Source organism: Streptomyces sp. PH10-H1 (assembly GCF_030063355.1).
In the GTDB taxonomy this organism is placed as follows: Bacteria; Actinomycetota; Actinomycetes; order Streptomycetales; family Streptomycetaceae; genus Actinacidiphila.
In genome coordinates this window covers 1-20,177 of sequence record NZ_JASISZ010000016.1, presented here as the reverse complement: position 1 = coordinate 20,177, position 20,177 = coordinate 1, and the positions used below count along the sequence as shown (strand labels likewise).

Annotated in this window: 13 protein-coding genes; 9 read left to right on the top strand and 4 right to left on the bottom strand. The window is 70.8% G+C overall.

What is annotated here, in order from left to right; all coding sequences use genetic code 11:
• Positions 1–66: 66 nt before the first annotated feature.
• Complete coding sequence (afsR, locus tag QMK24_RS12920; protein ID WP_283465782.1) at positions 67–2,994, bottom strand: SARP-family global regulator AfsR; 2,928 nt, start codon at positions 2,992–2,994, stop codon at positions 67–69.
• Between the two features lie 454 nt (positions 2,995–3,448).
• On the opposite strand from afsR, the gene QMK24_RS12915 reads away from it, so the two are divergent.
• The 6 genes from QMK24_RS12915 to QMK24_RS12890 all read left to right on the top strand — a co-directional run bounded on the left by QMK24_RS12915 (position 3,449) and on the right by QMK24_RS12890 (position 10,629).
• The gene (locus tag QMK24_RS12915) at positions 3,449–4,135 is read left to right on the top strand and encodes an AMP-binding protein (protein ID WP_283465781.1); all 687 of its coding nucleotides are present in this window, start codon (positions 3,449–3,451) and stop codon (positions 4,133–4,135) included.
• Positions 4,136–4,240: 105 nt separating this feature from the next.
• On the top strand, positions 4,241–5,458 hold the full coding sequence (locus tag QMK24_RS12910) for an amidohydrolase family protein (protein ID WP_283465780.1): 1,218 nt from the start codon (positions 4,241–4,243) through the stop codon (positions 5,456–5,458).
• Between the two features lie 214 nt (positions 5,459–5,672).
• Entirely contained in the window at positions 5,673–6,581 is a 909-nt protein-coding gene (locus QMK24_RS12905; RefSeq protein ID WP_283465884.1) for a TIGR03619 family F420-dependent LLM class oxidoreductase, read from the top strand.
• 26 nt (positions 6,582–6,607) lie between these two features.
• Positions 6,608–7,390: an SDR family NAD(P)-dependent oxidoreductase gene (locus QMK24_RS12900; protein WP_283465779.1), complete on the top strand. Its 783-nt coding sequence runs from the start codon at positions 6,608–6,610 to the stop codon at positions 7,388–7,390.
• A gap of 104 nt (positions 7,391–7,494) precedes the next feature.
• On the top strand, positions 7,495–8,622 hold the full coding sequence (locus tag QMK24_RS12895; RefSeq protein WP_283465778.1) for an LLM class flavin-dependent oxidoreductase: 1,128 nt from the start codon (positions 7,495–7,497) through the stop codon (positions 8,620–8,622).
• Positions 8,623–8,889: 267 nt separating this feature from the next.
• Positions 8,890–10,629: an N-acyl-D-amino-acid deacylase family protein gene (locus QMK24_RS12890; RefSeq protein WP_283465777.1), complete on the top strand. Its 1,740-nt coding sequence runs from the start codon at positions 8,890–8,892 to the stop codon at positions 10,627–10,629.
• 79 nt (positions 10,630–10,708) lie between these two features.
• On the opposite strand, the gene QMK24_RS12885 is transcribed toward QMK24_RS12890, so the two are convergent.
• Complete coding sequence (locus tag QMK24_RS12885; protein WP_283465776.1) at positions 10,709–12,256, bottom strand: CehA/McbA family metallohydrolase; 1,548 nt, start codon at positions 12,254–12,256, stop codon at positions 10,709–10,711.
• Positions 12,257–12,456: 200 nt separating this feature from the next.
• On the opposite strand from QMK24_RS12885, the gene QMK24_RS12880 reads away from it, so the two are divergent.
• The 3 genes from QMK24_RS12880 to QMK24_RS12870 all read left to right on the top strand — a co-directional run bounded on the left by QMK24_RS12880 (position 12,457) and on the right by QMK24_RS12870 (position 17,280).
• Complete coding sequence (locus tag QMK24_RS12880; protein WP_283465775.1) at positions 12,457–13,281, top strand: TIGR03619 family F420-dependent LLM class oxidoreductase; 825 nt, start codon at positions 12,457–12,459, stop codon at positions 13,279–13,281.
• A gap of 127 nt (positions 13,282–13,408) precedes the next feature.
• A complete protein-coding gene (locus tag QMK24_RS12875) occupies positions 13,409–16,003 on the top strand; it encodes a bifunctional FO biosynthesis protein CofGH (RefSeq protein ID WP_283465773.1) in 2,595 nt (864 codons plus the stop codon).
• A gap of 173 nt (positions 16,004–16,176) precedes the next feature.
• Positions 16,177–17,280: an ADP-ribosylglycohydrolase family protein gene (locus QMK24_RS12870; RefSeq protein ID WP_283465772.1), complete on the top strand. Its 1,104-nt coding sequence runs from the start codon at positions 16,177–16,179 to the stop codon at positions 17,278–17,280.
• A 144-nt stretch (positions 17,281–17,424) separates the two neighbouring features.
• On the opposite strand, the gene QMK24_RS12865 is transcribed toward QMK24_RS12870, so the two are convergent.
• Positions 17,425–19,002 carry a sodium:solute symporter family protein gene (locus QMK24_RS12865; protein ID WP_283465770.1) on the bottom strand — a complete coding sequence of 526 codons (1,578 nt, stop codon included), beginning with the start codon at positions 19,000–19,002 and terminating at the stop codon, positions 17,425–17,427.
• Between the two features lie 322 nt (positions 19,003–19,324).
• Entirely contained in the window at positions 19,325–20,107 is a 783-nt protein-coding gene (locus tag QMK24_RS12860) for an SDR family oxidoreductase (protein WP_283465769.1), read from the bottom strand.
• Positions 20,108–20,177: the final 70 nt, after the last annotated feature.

Here is a 20,177-nt window from a genome sequence, read left to right as displayed (position 1 = left end):
AATGGAATCCTGGCATCCCGAGATAATCAACAGATAAACGAGGGCGTTGCTCAGCGTGAGCTGCGGTTATATGGCGACGGCGGGGGACGAGCGGTCGTCGATGAGGCGCCGCACCTCGTCCGCCTCCGGGGATCCGAGCGCGGTGAAGATGCCGAGCGCGTCGTGCCAGCACGCCCGGGCCCGGATGGTCTGCCCGAATCCCGAGAGGGCCCGGCCCAGGACGGTCAGCGCGTTCGCGGTGCGCCATTCGCCGCCGACCTCGCGGAGGATGACGAGGGCCTGCTCGGCGTGGGACGCCGACTGGCGCCATTGGCCGCCCGCCAGGTGGACCTTGGAGAGCCGGAACAGCGTCATGCCCTCCCAGAACCGCTGCCGCGCTTCGTGGAAGATGCCCAGGGCCTCGGTCAGGCAGGCCGTTGCCTCGTCGAGGCGGTCGGTCTCGGTGAGGGCGATGGCCATGGCGTACAGGCCGTTGCCGAGCCGGAAGCCGGCGCCCAGCCCGCGATAGATCGACACCACCTGTTCGGTTGCGGACACCGCGGCCTCGGTGTCGCCGAGTTCCAGCTGCGCCCGGGAGAGATTGCTGAGGGCGGCGGCCTCGCCGTGCCGGTTGCCGTCCGCCCGGAACGCGTCCAGCGCGTTCGTGTGGTACTCGGCGCAGTCGTGGAACCGATGGCCCAACAGGGCGATCCCGCCGCGCAGGTTGAGGGCGTAGCTGCGTGTGAGCGGGTCCTCGGCGGCGAGGCCCAGGATGAAGGAGCGCTGCGCCTCCAGGTCCGCGGAATCGAACTGTCCTGACAGGCGCTGGAGTTGTCCGAGGAGAACCCGGGCGCGTCCCTCCACCAGGGGCTCGGCGCAGTCGCCCGCCGTTTCCACCAGGGCGCGCACGCCCTGCTCGTACTGCCGGGCGTAGACGCCCGACTCCATCAGGTCCTGGGCCGCCCACAGGAGGTCGACCGCCCGCCGCATCGGGCCCTCGCAGCCGCCGCCCGCGGCCTGCTGCACGGCGGCGAGCAGGCCCTGGGCCTCGGAGAACAGCCATTCCAGGGCGTCCTCGCGGGAGCCGAAGACCAGACCGGCACGCTCGGTGGGGGCGAGGTGGTCCAGGACGCGGTCGCCGGGGTTCTCCAGCTCGTAGGCGCACGCGGCGGAGGAGAGGTAGAAGTCGAGCAACCGGGAGAGCGCCTTGCAGCGGGCGTCGTCGGTCTCGTCGCGGTCGGCGCATTCGCGGGCGTACAGGCGCAGCAGGTCGTGGAAGCGGTAGCGGGCCGGGGCGGCGGATTCGATGAGGCTGATGTCGACGAGGGCTTCGAGGAGTTCCTCGGTGGAGTACGGGTCCATGTCCAGGACGGCGGCGGCCGCGTCCAGGGAGATGTCGGGGCCGTCGGCGAGCGACAGGAGGCGGAAGGCGCGGGCCTGGAGCGGTTCGAGCTGGCCGTAGCCGAGTTCGAAGGTGGCCTTGACGGCGAGGTCGCCGGCGCGCAGTTCGTCCAGCCGGCGGCGCTGGTCGGCGAGCTTGCGGGCCAGGACGGCGACGGTCCAGGTGCGGCGCGCGGCCAGCCGCGAGGCGGCGATACGGATGGCGAGGGGCAGGAAGCCGCAGGCGGCGACCACGTCCAGGGCGGACTGGCGCTCGCTGGTGACGCGCTCCTCACCGACGATCCGGGTGAAGAGCCGGAGCGCCTCCTCGGGGCTCATCACGTCGAGGTCGACGAGGTGGGCACCCGCGAGGTCGACCATCCGGACCCGGCTGGTGATCAGGGCGGCGCAGCCGGGCGTCCCGGGCAGCAGCGGGCGGACCTGGGCCGCGTCACGGGCGTTGTCGAGCAGCGCCAGCACCCGGCGGCCGTCCAGGGTGGAGCGGTAGAGCGCGGCGCGGTCGGCGAGCGAGTCGGGGATCGCGTTGTCGGACAGGCCAAGCGCCCGGAGGAACGAGGCGAGGACGGCTTCGGGTTCCGCGGGCCGGGCGTCGGTGCCCTGCAGATCGACGTAGAGCTGCCCGTCGGGGAAGGCGTCGCGGGCGGCGTGGGCGACATGGACGGCGAGGGTGGTCTTGCCGACGCCGCCGATGCCGGCCAGCGCGGAGACGGCCATGACGCCGTTGTCGGCCTCGGTGAGCTGGGCGCCGAGATCGCGGACGAACGCGGCGCGGCCGGTGAAGTCGGCGACGGTCGCGGGGAGCTGGGCGGGACGGACGATCTCGACGGGGTGGCCGGGCCCGGCCGGGGCGGCCAGGCTCTGGTCGGCCTCCAGGATGCGCTGGTGGAGGTCGGTGAGCTCGGCGCAGGGATCGACGCCCAGCTCCTCGGCGAGCAGCCGGCGGGTGTCGGCGTAGACACCGAGCGCCTCTGCCTGCCGGCCGCTGCGGTAGAGGGCGAGCATGAGCAGGCAGCGCAGCCGTTCCCGTAGCGGGTGCTCGGCGGAGAGCGTGGTCAGTTCGGAGACGGCCTCGGCGTGGGCGGCCAGCGCCAGGTCGAGTTCCAGGCGGGTCTCGGTGACGGTGAGGCGCCATTCCTCCAGGCGGGTGCGCTGGGCTTCGGCGTAGGGGCCGGGGAGGCCGGCGAGCGGCTCCCCGTTCCACATGCCCAGCGCGGTGGCGAGGAGTTCGCGGGCGCGGGCGGGGTCGCCCGCGCCGCGGGCCTTCTCGGCCTCGGCGGCGAGGCGCTCCGCGGCTGCGAAGTCCAGGCCGTCCGGGGCGACATGCAGGGCGTAGCCGCCGGATTCGGTGACGAGGGCGTCGGCGCCGAGCGCTTTGCGCAGCCGGAAGGCGTACGAGCGCAGCGCGGCGAGCGCGGTGGTCGGTGCGGTTTCGCCCCACAGTGCGTCGAGAAGCTCGGATGCGGTGGCGGTGCGGCCGCCGCGCAGCAGCAGCGCGGCGAGGAGCGCACGCTGCTGCGGGGAGCCGGTGACGATCGGCTGGTCGTCGCGCCATGCCCGTACCGGACCGAGAACTGCGAACCGCAGTCCCCGGCCGGGCCCTGTCGCGCTGTCCATTGCTGCCCCCTGAGGCGTGCCGGCCGATGCGCTGCCCATCGGCGCCACGCGCGTATATCTATCGTTCATCGCGTACCGGAACAGTGTCCGCATGACGGGTGGGGCCAGTCGCTCGCCCTCCGTCCCGTGCCAGTTTGCCGTGTCGGAGGGCCGGGGTCACCCCGTGCTGTGGACCGACCCGGCGCTACAGGGAAAGTTGTGCTGAATTTGAGGTTCCGTCTGTGTCTGCCCGCGGCTTGTGCTGTGTGAATTTCGGTGATGCCGGTGTGTTGTCTGGTGCGGAGGAGGTGAGAGGTCAGTCATGTGTTCACGGTGCGTACCGGTGGCGGTGACAAAAGGCGGGTCCGGATCCGGTTCCGGGACCGGATCCGGTTCGGGCTCAGGGTCGGGTTTCGGCCAGGGGCCGGGGACCGGCTCTCGTCCCGGGCCCGGTCCGGGGCGCCGGGAGGCGGCCGTGGACCGGCTGCCCGGCCCCTGGCTGCGGCGGCGGGCGGCCTGGTCGCCGCTGTCGGTGCCGGAACTTCCGTTCCCCGACGGTGAGACGGCGGGGACCGCCGGGTGCAGTTACGGGGAACTGGACCGCCGGGCACGGGCGGTGGCCGCGCGGCTCGGGCAACTGCTGCCGCCCGGCAGCCGGGTGCTGCTGGCCTACCCGGAGGGGGCCGATCTCGCGGGGGCGTTCTTCGGCTGTCTGTACGCGGGGATGACGGCGGTGCCGCTGGTGCTGCCCGCGCCGGGGGTGACGTCGGCGGTGGGCCGCTGCGTCGAGCGCTGCGCGCCGGCCGCGGTACTGACCGGTGCCGACGGCTGGACCGCGCTGGCGGTGGACCGGGCCCGTACGCAGGTGGTGGAGGCGGACGGGATCCGGGTCGGCGGCGAACCGGTGTGGCGGCTGGCCGAGAGCTGGCGGCCGGTGGGTGTGCTGCGGACCGCGCCGGGCTACCAGCGCTATCTGGACGACGGGCCCGCGGGTGGCCGGCTGGAGCCGGCGATGGGGCACGGGGATCTCGCGGACGTGGTGGGGGAGCTGGCGCAGGCGGTGCGGCTGGGCACGGAGGAGGAGAACATCGGGTGGATCGCGGCCGTGCACGGGGTGGAGGACGCGGTCTGGCGGATTCTGCTGCCGACGCACGTTCCTTGACCGGCATGGTTCCCCGGAGAGCGCGTCCTTCGGCCGCGCTCTCCGCTGGACGAGGGTGCCTCCACGTAGCTGACGGATCGTCAGATCGGCGCTACCGTGGTGCCCATGGAGACCTTCCCGAAGATCATCTCGGTGGACGACCACACGGTTGAGCCCCCCAACGTCTGGCGGGACCGGCTCCCGTCCAAGTACCACGACATCGGCCCGCGCGTCGTCCGCGCCCCCCTGAAGGAAATGACCTTCATGGGCGGCAGGTTCGCCCCTGTCATGGGGCAGCCGGGCGACGACGGGCCGATAGGCGACTGGTGGATCTATGAGGATCTGCACCGCCCGCTGACCCGCCTCGACACCGCCGTCGGCTACTCGCGCGACGAGATCAAGCTCGAAGTGATCACGTACGAGCAGATGCGGCCGGGCTCCTTCAGCGTTCCTGAGCGGCTGGCCGACATGGACGTCAACCACGTCCAGTCCGCGCTCTGCTTCCCGACCTTCCCGCGGTTCTGCGGCCAGACCTTCACCGAGGCCAAGGACCGGGAGCTGGGACTGCTCGGGGTGCGCGCGTACAACGACTGGATGGTGGAGGAGTGGTGCGGCCCCGAAGCGCACGGCCGCCTCATCCCCCTCACCCTCGTCCCGCTCTGGGACGCGGAACTGGCGGCCGCGGAGGTACGCAGGAACGCAGCGCGCGGCGTACGGGCCGTCTGCTTCTCGGAGATCCCGCCGCACCTGGGGCTGCCGTCCATCCACACCGACGAGTGGGACCCCTTCCTGCGGGCCTGCGACGAGACCGGCACCGTCATCGCGATGCACATCGGCTCGTCCAGCAGAATGCCGTCCACCTCGGCGGACGCGCCACCCGCGGTGGGCTCCACGATCACCTTCGCCAACTGCTGCTTCTCGATGGTCGACTGGCTGATGTCGGGCAAGTTCGAGCGCTTCCCGAACCTCAGGATCATGTACGCGGAGGGCCAGATCGGCTGGATTCCGTACATCCTGGAGCGCGCGGACGTGGTGTGGGAGGAGAACCGCGCCTGGGGCGGCGTCGCGGACAAGGTGTTCCGGCCGCCGTCCGAGCTCTTCGCCGAGCACGTTTTTGGGTGCTTCTTCGACGACGCGTTCGGGCTGAAGAACCTCGACGCCGTCGGCGTCGGCAACGTCCTGTACGAGACGGACTATCCGCACTCCGACTCGACATGGCCGAAGTCGAAGGAGGTGGGGGAGGCGCAGATGGGTCACTTGGCGCCGGATGTGGTGGACCGCATCGTTCGCGGCAACGCGATCGCGCTGCTCGGCCTCAGCCCTGACGGTTTGTGGGCCGGCTGATCTTCCTGCTCTGCCCTCAAACGCCGGACCCGCAGACCCGTCCAGCCCGCCCGGCGTTTGAGGGCAAAGCCCTGACCCCGGCCGGAAAACCCGGCGCAGCCCTTTACTGACGGATCGTCAGATACGACGATGGCCGCACACCGATCCACACCGATCCAGATTGAGGGAGGACGACGTGGCGCGGATCCTGCCCGAAGGGCGGCTGGTCTATGGGATGCAGTTGCCGATCCAGTCGCTGAGCACCATCTACGCCGAGCCGTGGGAGACGGACGCGACACCCGCCGACCTCGTGGCGGTGGCGCAGGCGGCGGACCGGTTCGGCTTTGCGTATATCGGGTCGTGCGACCACGTCGCGATCCCGCACCGGCTCGCCGAGGCGATGAGTACGACCTGGTACGACCCGGTGGCGACCCTCGCCTACCTGGCCGCCGCCACGACGAACGTCAGGCTTCTCAGCCACGTGGCCGTGACCGGCCTGCGGCATCCGCTGATCAGCGCGAAGCAGTACGCGACGCTGGACCATCTGTCGGGCGGCCGGCTGATCCTCGGGGTCGGGGCCGGGCATGTGCGCGAGGAGTTCGACGCGGTCGGCGCGGACTTCGAGCGGCGCGGACCCGTACTCGACGAGACCATCGACGCGCTCAAAGCCGCCTTCGCCGACGAGTTCCCCTCGCACGAGGGCGAGTTCTTCTCGTTCGACGGGCTCGGGCAGCGCCCGCGTCCCGCCCAGCCGGCGGGCCCGCCCGTGTGGGTCGGGGGCTCCGCGCCCGCGGCCGTGCGGCGGGCGGCGACCAAGGGCGACGGCTGGCTGCCGCAGGGCGACCCGCGGGACCGCATGCCGCAGCAGATCGCGCGGATCAGGGAGCTGCGCGAGCAGGCGGGGATCGGGGCGCCGATCGACATCGGCGCGATCGCCGAGCCGCTGTACGTCGGCGAAGCCACGTGGCACGTCGGGCGGCGGACGCTGCACGGCAAGGCGGACGCGCTGGCCGAGAGCCTGCGCGAGTACCACGCGATGGGCGTCGGCCAGATCCAGGTCCGGTTCAGGAGCCGCAGCCTGGCCGAACTGATCGAGCAGATGGAGGCGTTCGGCACGGACGTCGCCCCGCTCCTCAATGACTGAGACGACCGAGGGACCGAGGGAGAGACATGGGCAAGCTGGACGGGCGCGTGGTGCTGATCACCGGCGCGTCGCGCGGGCAGGGCGAGCAGGAGGCGCGGCTGTTCGCCGCCGAGGGGGCGAACGTCGTTCTCGCGGATGTGCTCGACGAGCAGGGCGAGGCGCTGGCCAAGGAGATGGGCGAGAGCGCGCGCTACGTCCATCTGGACGTGAGCCGCGAGGAGGACTGGGCGGCGGCCGTCGCGGCCACGACCGAGGCATTCGGCCGGCTGGACGGGCTGGTCAACAACGCGGGGATCCTGCGCTTCAACGAGCTGGCGAGTACCCCGCTGGAGGAGTACCAGCTGGTGGTGCAGGTCAACCAGGTGGGCGCGTTCCTCGGGATGCGGGCGGCGATCCCCGCCATCGAGGCGGCCGGCGGCGGCACGATCGTCAACACCGCCTCGTACACCGCGCTGAGCGGCATGGCCCTGCTGGCGTCGTACGCCGCGACGAAGGCCGCGATCGTCGGGATGACGCGGGTGGCGGCGATGGAGGTGGCGTCGAAGGGGATCCGGGTGAACGCGATGTGCCCCGGCGCCATCGACACCCCCATGTCCAACCCCTCCCGGCTCGACCCGGAGGCGGACCCGGCGGAGACCACGGCGGCCCTCGACGGGCTGTACAAGAAGCTCGTGCCGCTCGGGCGGATCGGTCAGCCGGCCGAGGTGGCGAAGCTCGCACTGTTCCTGACCAGCGAGGACTCCTCGTACATCACCGGGCAGCCGTTCGTCATCGACGGTGGCTGGCTGGCCGGGGTATCCGTCTTCTAGCCACTGAATCTGACGCTTCATCAGGTATTGACGCTCCGCGGCGGCGGTGCCAGAGTCGTCTGTATCTGACGGAGTGTCAGAAAACTTTAGGACGGTGAACCTCCTTGGAATTCGGGCTCTTTGTACAGGGATACGTGCCTGCCGCACGGTCTGCGGTCGACCCCCAGGCGGAGCACAAGGTGCTGCTGGAGGAGACCGAGTACGTCATCCAGGCGGACAAGTCCGGCTTCAAGTACGCCTGGGCCTCCGAACACCACTTCCTGGAGGAGTACTCCCACCTGTCGGCGAACGAGGTCTTCCTCGGATACCTCGCCCACGCCACTGACCGCATCCACCTCGGATCCGGCATCTTCAACCCCCTCGCGCCGGTCAACCACCCGGTGAAGGTCGCCGAGAAGGTCGCGATGCTGGACCACCTCTCGGAAGGCCGGTTCGAGTTCGGCTCGGGACGCGGGGCGGGCAGCCACGAGATCCTCGGGTTCATGCCGGGCATCACCGACATGAACCACACCAAGGAGATCTGGGAAGAGACCATCGCCGAGTTCCCCAAGATGTGGCTCCAGGACGAGTACGTCGGGTTCCAGGGGAAGCACTGGTCGCTGCCGCCGCGGAAGATCTTCCCCAAGCCGTACGCGAAGTCGCACCCGGCCATGTGGTACGCCGCCGGATCACCGTCCTCGTACGCCATGGCCGCCAAGAAGGGCCTGGGCGTGCTGGGGTTCAGCGTGCAGAAGGTCTCCGACATGGAGTGGGTCCTGGAGCAGTACAAGACGGCAATCCAGGAGGCCGAGCCGATCGGTGACTTCGTCAACGACAACGTCATGGTGACGTCCACCGCCATCTGCGCGGAGACCCACGCCAAGGCCGTCGAGATAGCCGCCAAGGGCGGCCTCAACCGCCTCCAGTCGCTGGTCTTCCGCTACCACGACACCTTCCCCCGGCCCGAGGGCATCCCCGAGTGGCCGGAACTGCTCCCCGAGTACAGCGAGGAGATCATCGAACTCCTCATCGCCGAGGAGCTGATGATCTGCGGCGACCCGGACGAGGTCACGGCGCAGTGCAAGCGCTGGGAGCAGGCCGGTGCCGACCAGCTCTCCTTCGGGCTGCCGATCGGGATCTCCTACGAGGACACGATGAACACCATCAAGCTCATCGGCGAGCACGTGATCCCCAAGATCGACACGGACCCGGTGCACCGCACCACGCGATTCCGCCAGGCGGCCGGCGCCTGACGGCGCCCGCCGCGCACTGCGGGCCCCGGCCCGCGCCCCATACGGCGGCGTCTTCCCGGACCGCCGCCACCACGGGCCTCCGGACCGGGCAGGAACACCGGCAGCGGCCTGCCGGCCTTGCCCGGTCCGGAAGCCAGGACACGTGCCGGAGCCGGTCCGTCCGGCAGCCGGCCCGCTACCGCGGTGGTTCACCGCAGCGACCGTTGACCGCCGCGGCCCCGCACCGCAGCGACCGCTTACCCGTTACCCGGAGAGGTGAGATCGACCATGCTTGACCACCTGATCAAGGGCGCCACCGTGGTGGACGGCACGGGAGCCCCCGCGTACACCGCCGATGTCGGCCTGCGCGGCGGCACGATCGTCTCGATCGCCGAACCGGGCACCCTGACAGAACCCGCGCGGTCGCAGGAGGACGCCACCGGCCTCGTCCTGACCCCCGGCTTCGTCGATCCCCACACCCACTACGACGCCCAGCTGTTCTGGGACCCCTTCGCCACCCCCTCCATGAACCACGGCGTCACCACCATCGCCGGCGGCAACTGCGGCTTCACCCTCGCCCCGCTCAACCCCGACCGCCCCGGCGACGCCGACTACACCCGCCGCATGATGTCCAAGGTCGAGGGGATGTCCCTCAAGGCCCTCGAGGACGGCGTCGACTGGACCTGGTCCTCCTTCGGCGACTATCTCGACGCCCTCGAAGGACGTATCGCCGTCAACGCGGGCTTCATGGTCGGCCACTGCGCGCTCCGCCGCCATGTCATGGGCCCGGACGCCGTCGGCGGACAGCCCACCGGGGAGCAATTGGAGCAGATGCTCCAGCTCTTCCATGAATCCATGGCCGCCGGCGGCTGGGGGCTCTCCACCACCCAGTCCTCCACCCACTCCGACGGCGACGGCAGACCCGTCGCCTCCCGGCACGCGACCCGCGAGGAACTCATCGCCCTGTCGCGCGCCGTCGGCGAACACGAGGGCACCCAGATCGAGGCGATCGTCGCCGGCTGTCTCGACCAGTTCGCGGACGAGGAGATCGACCTCTTCGTGGACATGAGCGCCGCCGCGGGACGGCCGCTCAACTGGAACGTCCTCACCATCGACGCCGCCGTCCCGGCCCGCGTTCCCCGCCAGCTCGCCGCGTCCGAACGCGCCCGCAAGGCCGGTGGCCGCATCGTGGCCCTCACCATGCCGATCCTCACGCCGATGAACATGTCCCTCGGCACCTTCTGCGCACTCAACCTGATCCCCGGCTGGGGCGAGGTCCTCAACCTTCCCGTCCCGGAACGCATCGCCAGGCTCCGAGAGCCCGCCGTCCGCACGGAGATGCTGCGCAGCGCCAACAGCCCCGAGGCCGGCGTCTTCCGGCGCCTCGCCGACTTCGGGCGCTACGTCATCGGCGACACGTACTCCGAGGCCAACACGGGCGTCAGTGGCCGGGTCGTCAAGGACATCGCCGCCGAACGCGGGCAGGAGGCGTTCGAGACCATCGTCGAGATCTGCGCCAACGACTACATGCGTACGGTGCTCTGGCCGATGCCCACCGACAACGACCCCGACAGCTGGGCGCTCCGCGCCCGCACCTGGGAACACGAGGACGTCATGCTCGGCGGCTCCGACGCCGGCGCCCACCTCGACCGCATGTGCGGCGCCCCCTACACGACCCGTTTCCTCGGCGACTGCCTGCGCGGCCGCCGCCTGGTCCCCCTCGAACAGGCCGTACGCATGCTCACCGACGACCCGGCCCGGCTCTTCGGACTGCGCGGCCGGGGCCGGATCGCCGAGGGCTACTTCGCCGACCTCGTCCTCTTCGACCCCGCCCGCATCGACGCCGGCGTCGCCACCCTCGTCCACGACCTGCCGGGCGACAGCCCCCGGCTCGACTCCCGGGCGATCGGCATCGTGAGCGTCCGGGTCAACGGCGTCGAGACGATTCGCGACGACGAGATCACCGGCGCTGTGCCGGGCATTGTGCTGCGCTCAGGCCGCGACACCGCGACCGTCCCAACGGCCTGACCGGCCACTCGCCTCCCGCAGGGGATCGCCGCCCCGGAGGACCCGGCCCCGCCCCCCAAGCCCGCCGCAAGCGAACCGGCTACCGCGGATCCAGCCAGATCGGATTCGTCAGGGCAGCAACCCGGCCCGGAAGCCCGCTCGCCCCGCCGTCCGTAACCGGATGCCGGACCTCCGCCCTCACATACGCCGCCAAAGAAGCCGTGGTGCGCCATTCGATGTGACCGATCCCCGAGACAGGGAGTTGCGTGGCGTACATCTGGCCCTCGTCCGTCATCAACCGCGCCTGCGCGCCGAACACCCCGCCCGCATCCGGCACCCCCGACACCTCGAGCCGCACCGTCACGATGTCCCCCGCCGCCACGACCAGCCGTTCGCCGATCCCCGCGTGCTCGCCGTGCGGGCCGGTGGCCGTGAAGGCGAGCTGGACGGCGGACGACTCCGCCAGCCAGCTCCGGCCCGCGCGGATACCCGCGAGAAGGGAAGGGCGGTCGAGGCGGTCCGCCAGGACAACCGTCTGGGGGAGGCCGACGACCTGGGGTTCGCGGTGGGCGTCGGAGTTGCCCATCGCGGGGATCCAATGACCGTCACCACGGCCGGAGGCGGTGAGGAGGTTGTCCCAGGTGTTGAGGGAGAGTTCGTCGTCCGGGGTCCAGGGGCCGTTCCAGATCTCGATGGCGTCGGCCTGGTCGTAGCCGAACTTCCACTGACTGGCGGGGAAGATCCCGTAGGGATGGGCCGGCACGACGAGGCCGCCCGCCTTCCGGATCTTGCGCGCGAACCGCGCGTACGCGTCGTCGCGGGCGCGGTAGCGCCAGTCGAACCAGACGCCGGCGTCGCTGCCGACGGCGAGGTAGTGGCCGTTGCGGGTGGTGATCTCCTCGCCGGTGAGGATGAGCAGGTCGTCGCCGGCCAGCGGGCCGAAGACGGTGTGGGCGGAGGAGGTGTTGTGTTCGCTGGTGTTGATGAAGTCGAGCCCGGCGGCGCGGGCGGCGGCGACGAGCTCCTCCGGCGTGCGCTTGCCGTCGGAGTGGACGGTGTGGAGGTGGCAGTCCCCGCGGTACCAGGCGCTGCCGCGCCCCTTGGCGTGCTGCGGCGGGTAGGTGGTGGCCGGGGTGGTGCCCTGGGGGCCGTAGCGCAGGGTGATGGTGACGGAGTAGTTCAGCCCCTGGGGCGCGACGGTGTACGGGCCGAGGACGATGTTCCAGGTGCCGGGGGAGACCGGGCCGGGAAGATAGGCCGGGGTCGCCTGCCTGGCGCTGATGGCGAATTCGGTGCGGAATCCCCCGGACCAGCCGCGGAAGCCCTTGCCGCCGAGTGCGGTGCCGCGCTGGTCGAAGATGCCGATGTCACAGGCGTTGCCGACGGTTCCGACGGGTACGGCCGGCTTGTCGTACGTGTAGGAGACGGCGATCTCACGTACGCCGTGCGGTACTTCCACGGGCAGGTAGACGAAGTCCGCCACACCGGTGGGCAGATGTCCGGCGACGGTATGCGTCTCTTCGGCCGCTGGGGCGCCTGGGGTACCGTCCGGCGCGTCCGCGGCTCCGGCGAAGCTCACAGGAGCCAGCGTAAGGACTCCGGTCGCGCCCGCAAGCGCCGTGAGCTTGAGAACATCGCGTCGTTCCATCCGTGCCTCCTGGCGAGAAGGGTGGGAAGTGCCGCTGGGAACTGTTCTACGCCGGAGTGTCGGAGGCCGGAACACCCCGGGGACGCCGGATGGCGAGGTTGGGTGCAAACGCTCACGGGAAGAGACAGGATCGGCCCCAGCGTTCATGGCGTACAGGGGTGTCCCGCCACGCCGTCCCGCTCCACTTACCGGAGGTGCCCGTGCGGATCAATGCCACGATCTTCCTGACCGACGAGACCATCGCTCCGGTGCGGCTCGCCGAGGAGGTGGAGCAGCGCGGTTTCGCCGGGCTGTTCCTGCCCGAGCACACCCACATTCCGGTGGCCAGGACCACTCCGGCGCCGATGGGCGAGCCGCTGCCGCGCGAGTACGGGCGGACGCTCGATCCCTTCACGGCGCTCGCGGCGGCGGCCGCCGTCACCCGGCGGATCACGCTCGGCACCGCCATCACGCTCGTCGCGCAGCACGATCCGATCGTGCTGGCGAAGCAGATCGCGACGCTCGATCACCTGTCGGGCGGCCGGTTCACGCTGGGGGTCGGATTTGGCTGGAATGTGGAGGAGGCCGCCGATCACGGGGTGGAGTGGAACCGGCGGCGGGAGCTCGTACGCGACCGGATGCGGGTGATGCGAGCGCTGTGGGCGCCGGAGCCGACGGCGTACAAGGGGGAGTTCGCGTCGGTGGCGGCGAGTGACGCGTACCCGAAGCCGGTCGGCCCGCTGCGGACGCTGGTCGGCGGGGCCGCGGGGCCGAAGCTCTTCGGGCACATCGCCGAGTACGCGGACGGCTGGATGCCGATCGGGGGCGGTGGTCTCGCCGAGGCGCTGCCGCGGCTGCGGGAGGTGTGGGCCGCGGCCGGACGTGAGCCGGGCGCGCTGCAGGTCGTGCCGTCGGCGGTGCGCCCGAACGCGGGAAAGCTCGGGTACTTCCGTGACCTGGGCATCGAGGAGTGCGTGGTGCAGTTGCCCCCGGCCGGGACGGACGACGTCCTGCGCGTGCTGGACGACTACGCGCAGTTCCTGTGACCGCCGGAGCGGAAGCACCGGAAGCACCGGATGGACCGGAAGCAGTGATCCTGCCGGCGGGCCCGCCGGAATCCGTCGTGGTCAACGCCATAGCCCCGCGTGCCGGGCAGCGACCTATGCTCGGGAGATGACCATGAGCCTGACCCGCCCCGACGAGCCGACCCCCACCGCCAACGGCATGCGGCGCGCTCTGAAGCGTGCCCGCGACGGCGTTGCGCTCGACACCGCCGAGGCGGCGGTCCTGCTGCAGGCGCGTGGCGGTGATCTGGTGGATCTCTCCGCCACGGCGGCCCGGGTGCGTGACGCGGGGCTGGAGACGGCCGGCCGGCCCGGAGTGATCACGTATTCGCGGAAGGTCTTCATTCCGCTGACCCGGCTGTGCCGCGACAAGTGCCACTACTGCACCTTTGTGACGGTGCCGGGCAAGCTGCGCCGCGAGGGACACGGGATGTACCTCTCCCCGGACGAGGTCCTCGACATCGCGCGGCAGGGCGCGGAAATGGGCTGCAAGGAGGCCCTGTTCACGCTCGGCGACCGCCCGGAGGAACGCTGGCCGGAGGCGCGGGAGTGGCTCGACGCGCACGGCTACGACGACACGCTCGCGTATGTGCGGGCGATGTCGATCCGCGTGCTGGAGGAGACCGGACTGCTCCCGCACCTGAACCCCGGCGTGCTGTCGTGGCAGGACCTGCAGCGTCTCAAGCCGGTGGCGCCGTCGATGGGCATGATGCTGGAGACGACGGCGACCCGGCTGTGGTCGGAGCCGGGCGGCCCGCATTACGGCTCGCCCGACAAGGACCCGGCGGTGCGGCTGCGGGTGCTGGAGGACGCGGGGCGCTCCAACGTCCCGTTCACGACGGGCATCCTGATCGGCATCGGGGAGACGTACGCGGAGCGCGCCGAATCGCTGTTCGCGATACGGAAGATCGCCCGGCAGTACCACGGCATCCAGGAAGTGATCATCCAGAACTTCCGCGCCAAGCCGGACACCGCGATGCGCGGCATGCCGGACGCGGAGCTGGAGGAGCTGGCGGCGGCGATCGCGGTGGCCCGGCTGATCCTCGGCCCCGCGGCCCGGATCCAGGCGCCGCCGAACCTGGTGGACGGTGAGTACGCGCGGTTCATCGACGCGGGGATCGACGACTGGGGCGGGGTGTCGCCGCTGACCCCCGACCACGTCAATCCCGAACGCCCGTGGCCGCACATCGACGAACTGGCCGGGAAGACGGCCGCCGCCGGGTTCGCGCTGCGCGAGCGGCTCACGATCTATCCCGAGTTCATCCAGCGGGGCGAGCCGTGGCTCGACCCGCGCCTGCTGCCGCACGTACGGGCCCTGGCGGACCCGGGGACGGCGCTGGCGGACGAGAACGCCAAGCCCACCGGGCTGCTCTGGCAGGAGCCGGAGGAGGCGTTCACGGCCACCGGCCGCACCGATCTGCACACCACGATCGACACCACCGGGCGGACCGGCGACCGCAGGGATGATTTCGACGACGTGTACGGCGACTGGGAGTCGCTGCGCGAGCAGGCGGCGCCCGGCATGGTCCCCGACCGGGTCGACGGGGACGTACGGTCGGCGCTCGCGACCGCGGCCGACGATCCGGTGAAGCTCACCGACGAGCAGGCGCTCGCGCTGCTGCACGCGGACGGTCCCGCGCTGGACGCGCTGTGCCGGATCGCGGACGATGTGCGGCGCGACACGGTCGGCGACGAGGTCACGTACATCGTCACCAGGAACATCAACTTCACCAACGTCTGCTACACCGGCTGCCGTTTCTGCGCCTTCGCGCAGCGGCGCACCGACGCCGACGCGTACACGCTGTCGCTGTCCCAGGTCGCCGATCGCGCGGAGCAGGCGTGGGAGGTCGGCGCGACCGAGGTGTGCATGCAGGGCGGTATCCACCCGGACCTGCCCGGCACCGCGTACTTCGACATCGCGCGAGCGGTGAAGGAGCGCGTGCCGGGCATGCATGTGCACGCCTTCTCGCCGATGGAGGTCGCCAACGGGGCGACGCGCACCGGCATGTCGATCCGCGACTGGCTGGCGGCGGCCAAGGAGGCCGGGCTCGACTCGATTCCCGGCACGGCCGCCGAGATCCTGGACGACGAGGTGCGGTGGGTCCTCACCAAGGGCAAGCTGCCGACCGCGACCTGGGTGGAGGTCGTGAAGGCCGCGCACTCGCTGGGCCTGCGGTCCTCGTCCACGATGATGTACGGGCATGTGGACCAGCCGCACCACTGGCTGGGCCATCTGCGGCTGCTCGCCGAGATCCAGCGGGAGACGGGCGGTTTCACGGAGTTCGTGACGCTGCCCTTCATCCACACGAACGCGCCCGTCTATCTGGCCGGTATAGCCCGGCCCGGGCCGACGCTCCGGGACAACCGGGCGGTCACGGCGATGGCCCGGCTGCTGCTGCACACCCATATCCCCAATATCCAGACCAGCTGGGTCAAGCTGGGCGCTGAGGGGGCGGCGGAGATGCTCCGCTCCGGGGCGAACGACCTGGGCGGCACCCTGATGGAGGAGACCATCTCCCGGATGGCGGGATCCAGTTACGGCTCCTACCGGTCCATCCAGGACCTGGTCGCGATCGCCGACTCCGCCGGCCGGCCGTCCCGTCAGCGCACCACCCTGTACGGCGAGGTCTCCGCGGAACGCCGGGCCGCAGGGCTCGCCTCCGACGGACACCTCCCCGAGCTGCTGCCGGTGCTCGACGCGTAGGGGTGGGGGTTGTGGGCGGGCGTGGCGGGGTGTGGGCGGTCGTGGCCGGGCGTTGCCAGTCGCGGCGGCCGGGCGTGGCCGGTCCGCGCCGGTGACGTCCGACGGCACGGGACGCGAGCGGGTTTGTCGACTATCGTGCTGCGCCTGACAGCGGCTGACCGAAGGGGTTCGCTTTGACGGCGGTTTGGGGACGCGCGCAGCAGCAGGATTTCCGCAGCCGCGTACGTGGCTGCCTGCTGGGCGGGGCCATCGGCGACGCGCTGGGCGCGGGCATCGAGTTCGACTCGCTGAAGGCGATCCGGGCGGAGCACGGCCCGGACGGGGTGACGGACTTTGTGCCGGCGTTCGGCCGCCGGGGCGCCATCACGGACGACACGCAGATGACGCTGTTCACGACGGAAGGGCTCATACGCGCCCAGGTGCGCCGCGACAGCGGCGCCTGGCACCCGCCCACCGATGTGCACCGCGCGTATCTGCGCTGGGCGGCCACCCAGAACGACTGGGGACCCGACGAGCGCCGCAAGGACACCGGCTGGCTGTCGCGCGAGGAGTGGCTGTACTCGCGCCGCGCGCCCGGCCAGGCGTGCCTCAAGGGCCTCGCGGACGACCGGATGGGCACGGTCGAGAGCCCGAAGAACCCGGACTCCAAGGGCTGCGGCACAGTGATGCGCTCCGCGCCGTTCGGGCTGCTGGTCGGCTGGGAGGCGGGGCTGGTGTTCCAGCTGGCGGTCGAGTGCGCGGCGCAGACCCACGGCCATCCCACCGGGCAGCTGGCGGCGGGCGCGTTCGCCGTCATCGTGCACGGGCTGGCGCGCGGGGAGGCGCTCGACGGCTCCGTACAGCACGCGCTGGCGCTGCTCGGTTCGCGCCCCGACCACGAGGAGACCACGGACGCCCTGCAGCGGGCGCTGGGCGCCGTACGGCAGGGGATGCCGTCACCGGAGCGCGTGGAGTCGCTGGGGGAGGGCTGGACGGCGGAGGAGGCGCTGGCGATCGGCGTGTACTGCGCGCTCGTCGCCGAGGACGTACACCACGGCCTGCTGCTGGCGGTGAACCACGGCGGCGACAGTGATTCGACCGGTTCCGTCTGCGGCAATCTGCTGGGCGCGCAGCACGGTGAGACGGCGCTGCCCCCGTCGTGGATCGCGGAGCTGGAGGGGCGCGGCACGATCCTGCAGCTCGCGGACGACTTCGCCATGGAGATGACGCAGGCCCCGGCGCTGCACGGCCCGGCCGGCGCGTCCCCTTCGTGGCTGGACCGCTACCCGAACGCCTGAGGCGCCCGCCACCGGCGGGCGCCCCATTCGGCTGTCGTGCCGGTCGGCCGGTCCGTGACGGTGGAGATACGTGACGCCGGAGGTATGTGACGGTGGAGCTGTTGCGCCCCCGCAGGTGCTCCACCGCCACGTCCCGGCCGCGGCTCAGTCGTTGGCGGGCACCGCCGCGTCCTGGTCCTTGGCCGGCTCGGGGACGGCCGCGGCGGACCCGGTCGCATCACTGCCGCCGCCGTCGTTGTTGATGAGGGCCAGCACCGCGTCCCGCTCCGGGGTGTCCTCCGGCTTGATGAAGCCGATGACGATGTAGAGGAAGAGCGAGACCGCGAGCGGCAATGAGATCTGGTACTCCAGGTTCACGCCGCCGTCGATCGCATCGTTGATCGGGTAGTTGAGCAGGTAGAACGCGAGCAGACCCATCGCCCAGCTGGTGAGCGCGGCGGTCGGCCCGGACTTACGGAACGGCCGCAGGAGCCCGAGCATGAACGGGATCGCGATCGGTCCCATCAGCCCCGCCACCCACTTGATGACGATGGTGATGATGTCCTTGAAGGTGGGCGAGTTGACCTGGGTGGCGATCGCCATGGACAGGCCGAGGAACGAGAGCGTGGTGAGCCGGGCGGCGATCAGCCCCGCACGCTGGGTCCAGGCCCGCGCCGTCTTGGAGAACGCCGGCGCGATGTCGCGGGTGACGACGGCAGCGATGGCGTTGGCGTCGGAGGAGCACATGGCCATCGTGTGCGAGAAGAAGCCGACGACCACCAGGCCGAGCAGCCCGTGTGGCAGCAGTTGCTCGACCATCAGGCCGTACGAGTCCGACCCGTCGGGCTTCTTGGCGGTCACCAGCAGCGGGGAGATCCACATCGGAAAGAACAGCACCAGCGGCCAGACGAACCACAGGGCGGCCGACAGCCGGGCCGAGCGGATGGCCTCTTTGGGGCTGGAGGTGGCCATGTAGCGCTGCGCCTGGTTCCACATGCCGCCGTTGTATTCGAAGGTCTTGATGAACAGATACGCCAACAGGAAGATCAGCGTGTAGGGGCCGGCGGTGCCGCTGGTGTGGCCGTGCAGCTTCGGGTCGTCCCAGACGTTCCAGATCCCGCTGATGCCGCCGATCTTGCCGAGGGCGGCCACGAGCATGGCGACACCCGCCAGCAGCTGGATGATGAACTGCCCCAGCTCGGTGAGCGCGTCGGCCCACAGTCCGCCGACCGTGCAGTAGACGGCGGTGATCGCGCCGGTGATGACGATGCCCTGGGTGATCGTGACGCCGGTGAAGACCGACAGCAGGGTGGCGATGGCCGCCCACTTGGCACCCACGTCGACGATCTTCAGCAGCACACCGGACCAGGCGAGCGCCTGCTGGGTGGTGAGGTTGTACCTGTTCTTCAGGTACTCGAGCGGCGAGGCGACATGCAGCCGGGAGCGCAGCCGGTTGATCCGGGGCGCGAAGAGGTTGGCGCCGATGGCGATCCCGATCGCGATCGGGAAGGACCAGGTGACGTAGGACGTCACCCCGTACTTGTAGGCGATGCCCGCGTAGCCGGTGAACATGACCGCGCTGTAGCCGGACATGTGGTGCGAGATGCCGGAAAGCCACCAGGGCATCTTGCCGCCGGCCGTGAAGTAGTCGCCGACGTCGTCGATGCGCTTGTGGGACCAGACTCCAATCGCGATCATCACGCCGAAGTAGGCGATGAGTACGGCCCAGTCAAGAGTGTTCATGTCCCCTCCAGGGGTCCGCCCTGTGAACGTGAATCGCACTTCGCTGGGACGTTCGCTGCGGCGGCGCCCCCGTGCGGGAGTGGGGGACTTCCGGGATTGAACCCCCTGTCAGGGTGGTCGGTCAAGGGTCTTCGCGTTCAAGAGTCTGAACAAAAATCAGAAAGCCGAACGATTTTACTTGTTCTTGACCTTCCTTGGCATTGTTGTGAACGTGACCGCGAACACACGATGAGCGGGCACTTCGCTGGACGTCCTGCAGGGCATGAGGAAGTACCGCGCGGGATACGGGATCCCGCGCGGTAGAGAGAGGAGAGGTCGAGCGCTACCGCATCAGTTCGCCGGCGTTCACCAGCAGGGACTGACCGGTGATCGCACGAGCCCGGTCGGAGGCAAGGAAGACCGCCGCCTCCGCCACGTCCCCGTCCGTCGCCAGTTCCGGGAGCGCCATCCGCTCCGTGAGCCGGCCCAGCACCTCATCCTCGGACACGCCCTCCGTGTGCGCCGAGAACTGGACGAACGCCTGCACCGGCGGGCCCCACATCCAGCCGGGCAGCACCGTGTTCACCCGGATCCGGTACGGGCCCAGCTCGCGCGCCACCGAGTACATCGCCGACGTCAGCGCCCCCTTGGAGGCCGCGTACGCCGCCTGCCGCACCTGCGAGGGCGCCGCGATCGCCGACTGCGTCCCGATGAACACCACGGACCCGCCGTGCGCCTTCAGCGCCGGCAGGCACGCCTTGGTGAGCCGCAGTGTTCCGAGCAGATTGACGTCCAGCACGCGCTGCCACGACGCGAAGTCCGCGTCCTCCAGGCCGCCGAAGTACCCGTCCATGGCCGCGACGTGCACGACGGCGTCGATGCCGCCGAAGCGCTCGACGGCCAGCGCGGCGAGCGCCTCGCACTGGTCGCCGTCGGCGATGTCCGTGGACAGCCATGCGGTCCGCGACCCCTTCGGGTCGATCTCCCCGGCCACCTTCACGAGGTGCTCCTCGGTGCGCGCCCCGAGCACCACGTTCGCGCCGTCGCGCACCGCGGCTGCCGCCACGCACTGCCCGAGGCCGGCGCCGACTCCGGATACGACCACGGTCTTCCCTGTCAGCAGCATGCTCGCTCGCCTCCGGCGCGGTACCCAATTCTGACGGACCGTCAGACTAGGCCCCACCCGAGGAGAACAC

Excerpts from the sequence above, each read along its gene's own strand:
- QMK24_RS12885 (WP_283465776.1), bottom strand. The coding sequence starts at position 12,256 with ATGGAACGACGCGATGTTCTCAAGCTCACGGCGCTTGCGGGCGCGACC.
- QMK24_RS12890 (WP_283465777.1), top strand. The coding sequence starts at position 8,890 with ATGCTTGACCACCTGATCAAGGGCGCCACCGTGGTGGACGGCACGGGA.
- QMK24_RS12865 (WP_283465770.1), bottom strand. The coding sequence starts at position 19,002 with ATGAACACTCTTGACTGGGCCGTACTCATCGCCTACTTCGGCGTGATG.
- QMK24_RS12905 (WP_283465884.1), top strand. The coding sequence starts at position 5,673 with ATGCAGTTGCCGATCCAGTCGCTGAGCACCATCTACGCCGAGCCGTGG.
- QMK24_RS12900 (WP_283465779.1), top strand. The coding sequence starts at position 6,608 with ATGGGCAAGCTGGACGGGCGCGTGGTGCTGATCACCGGCGCGTCGCGC.
- QMK24_RS12910 (WP_283465780.1), top strand. The coding sequence starts at position 4,241 with ATGGAGACCTTCCCGAAGATCATCTCGGTGGACGACCACACGGTTGAG.
- afsR (WP_283465782.1), bottom strand. The coding sequence starts at position 2,994 with ATGGACAGCGCGACAGGGCCCGGCCGGGGACTGCGGTTCGCAGTTCTC.
- QMK24_RS12875 (WP_283465773.1), top strand. The coding sequence starts at position 13,409 with ATGACCATGAGCCTGACCCGCCCCGACGAGCCGACCCCCACCGCCAAC.
- QMK24_RS12860 (WP_283465769.1), bottom strand. The coding sequence starts at position 20,107 with ATGCTGCTGACAGGGAAGACCGTGGTCGTATCCGGAGTCGGCGCCGGC.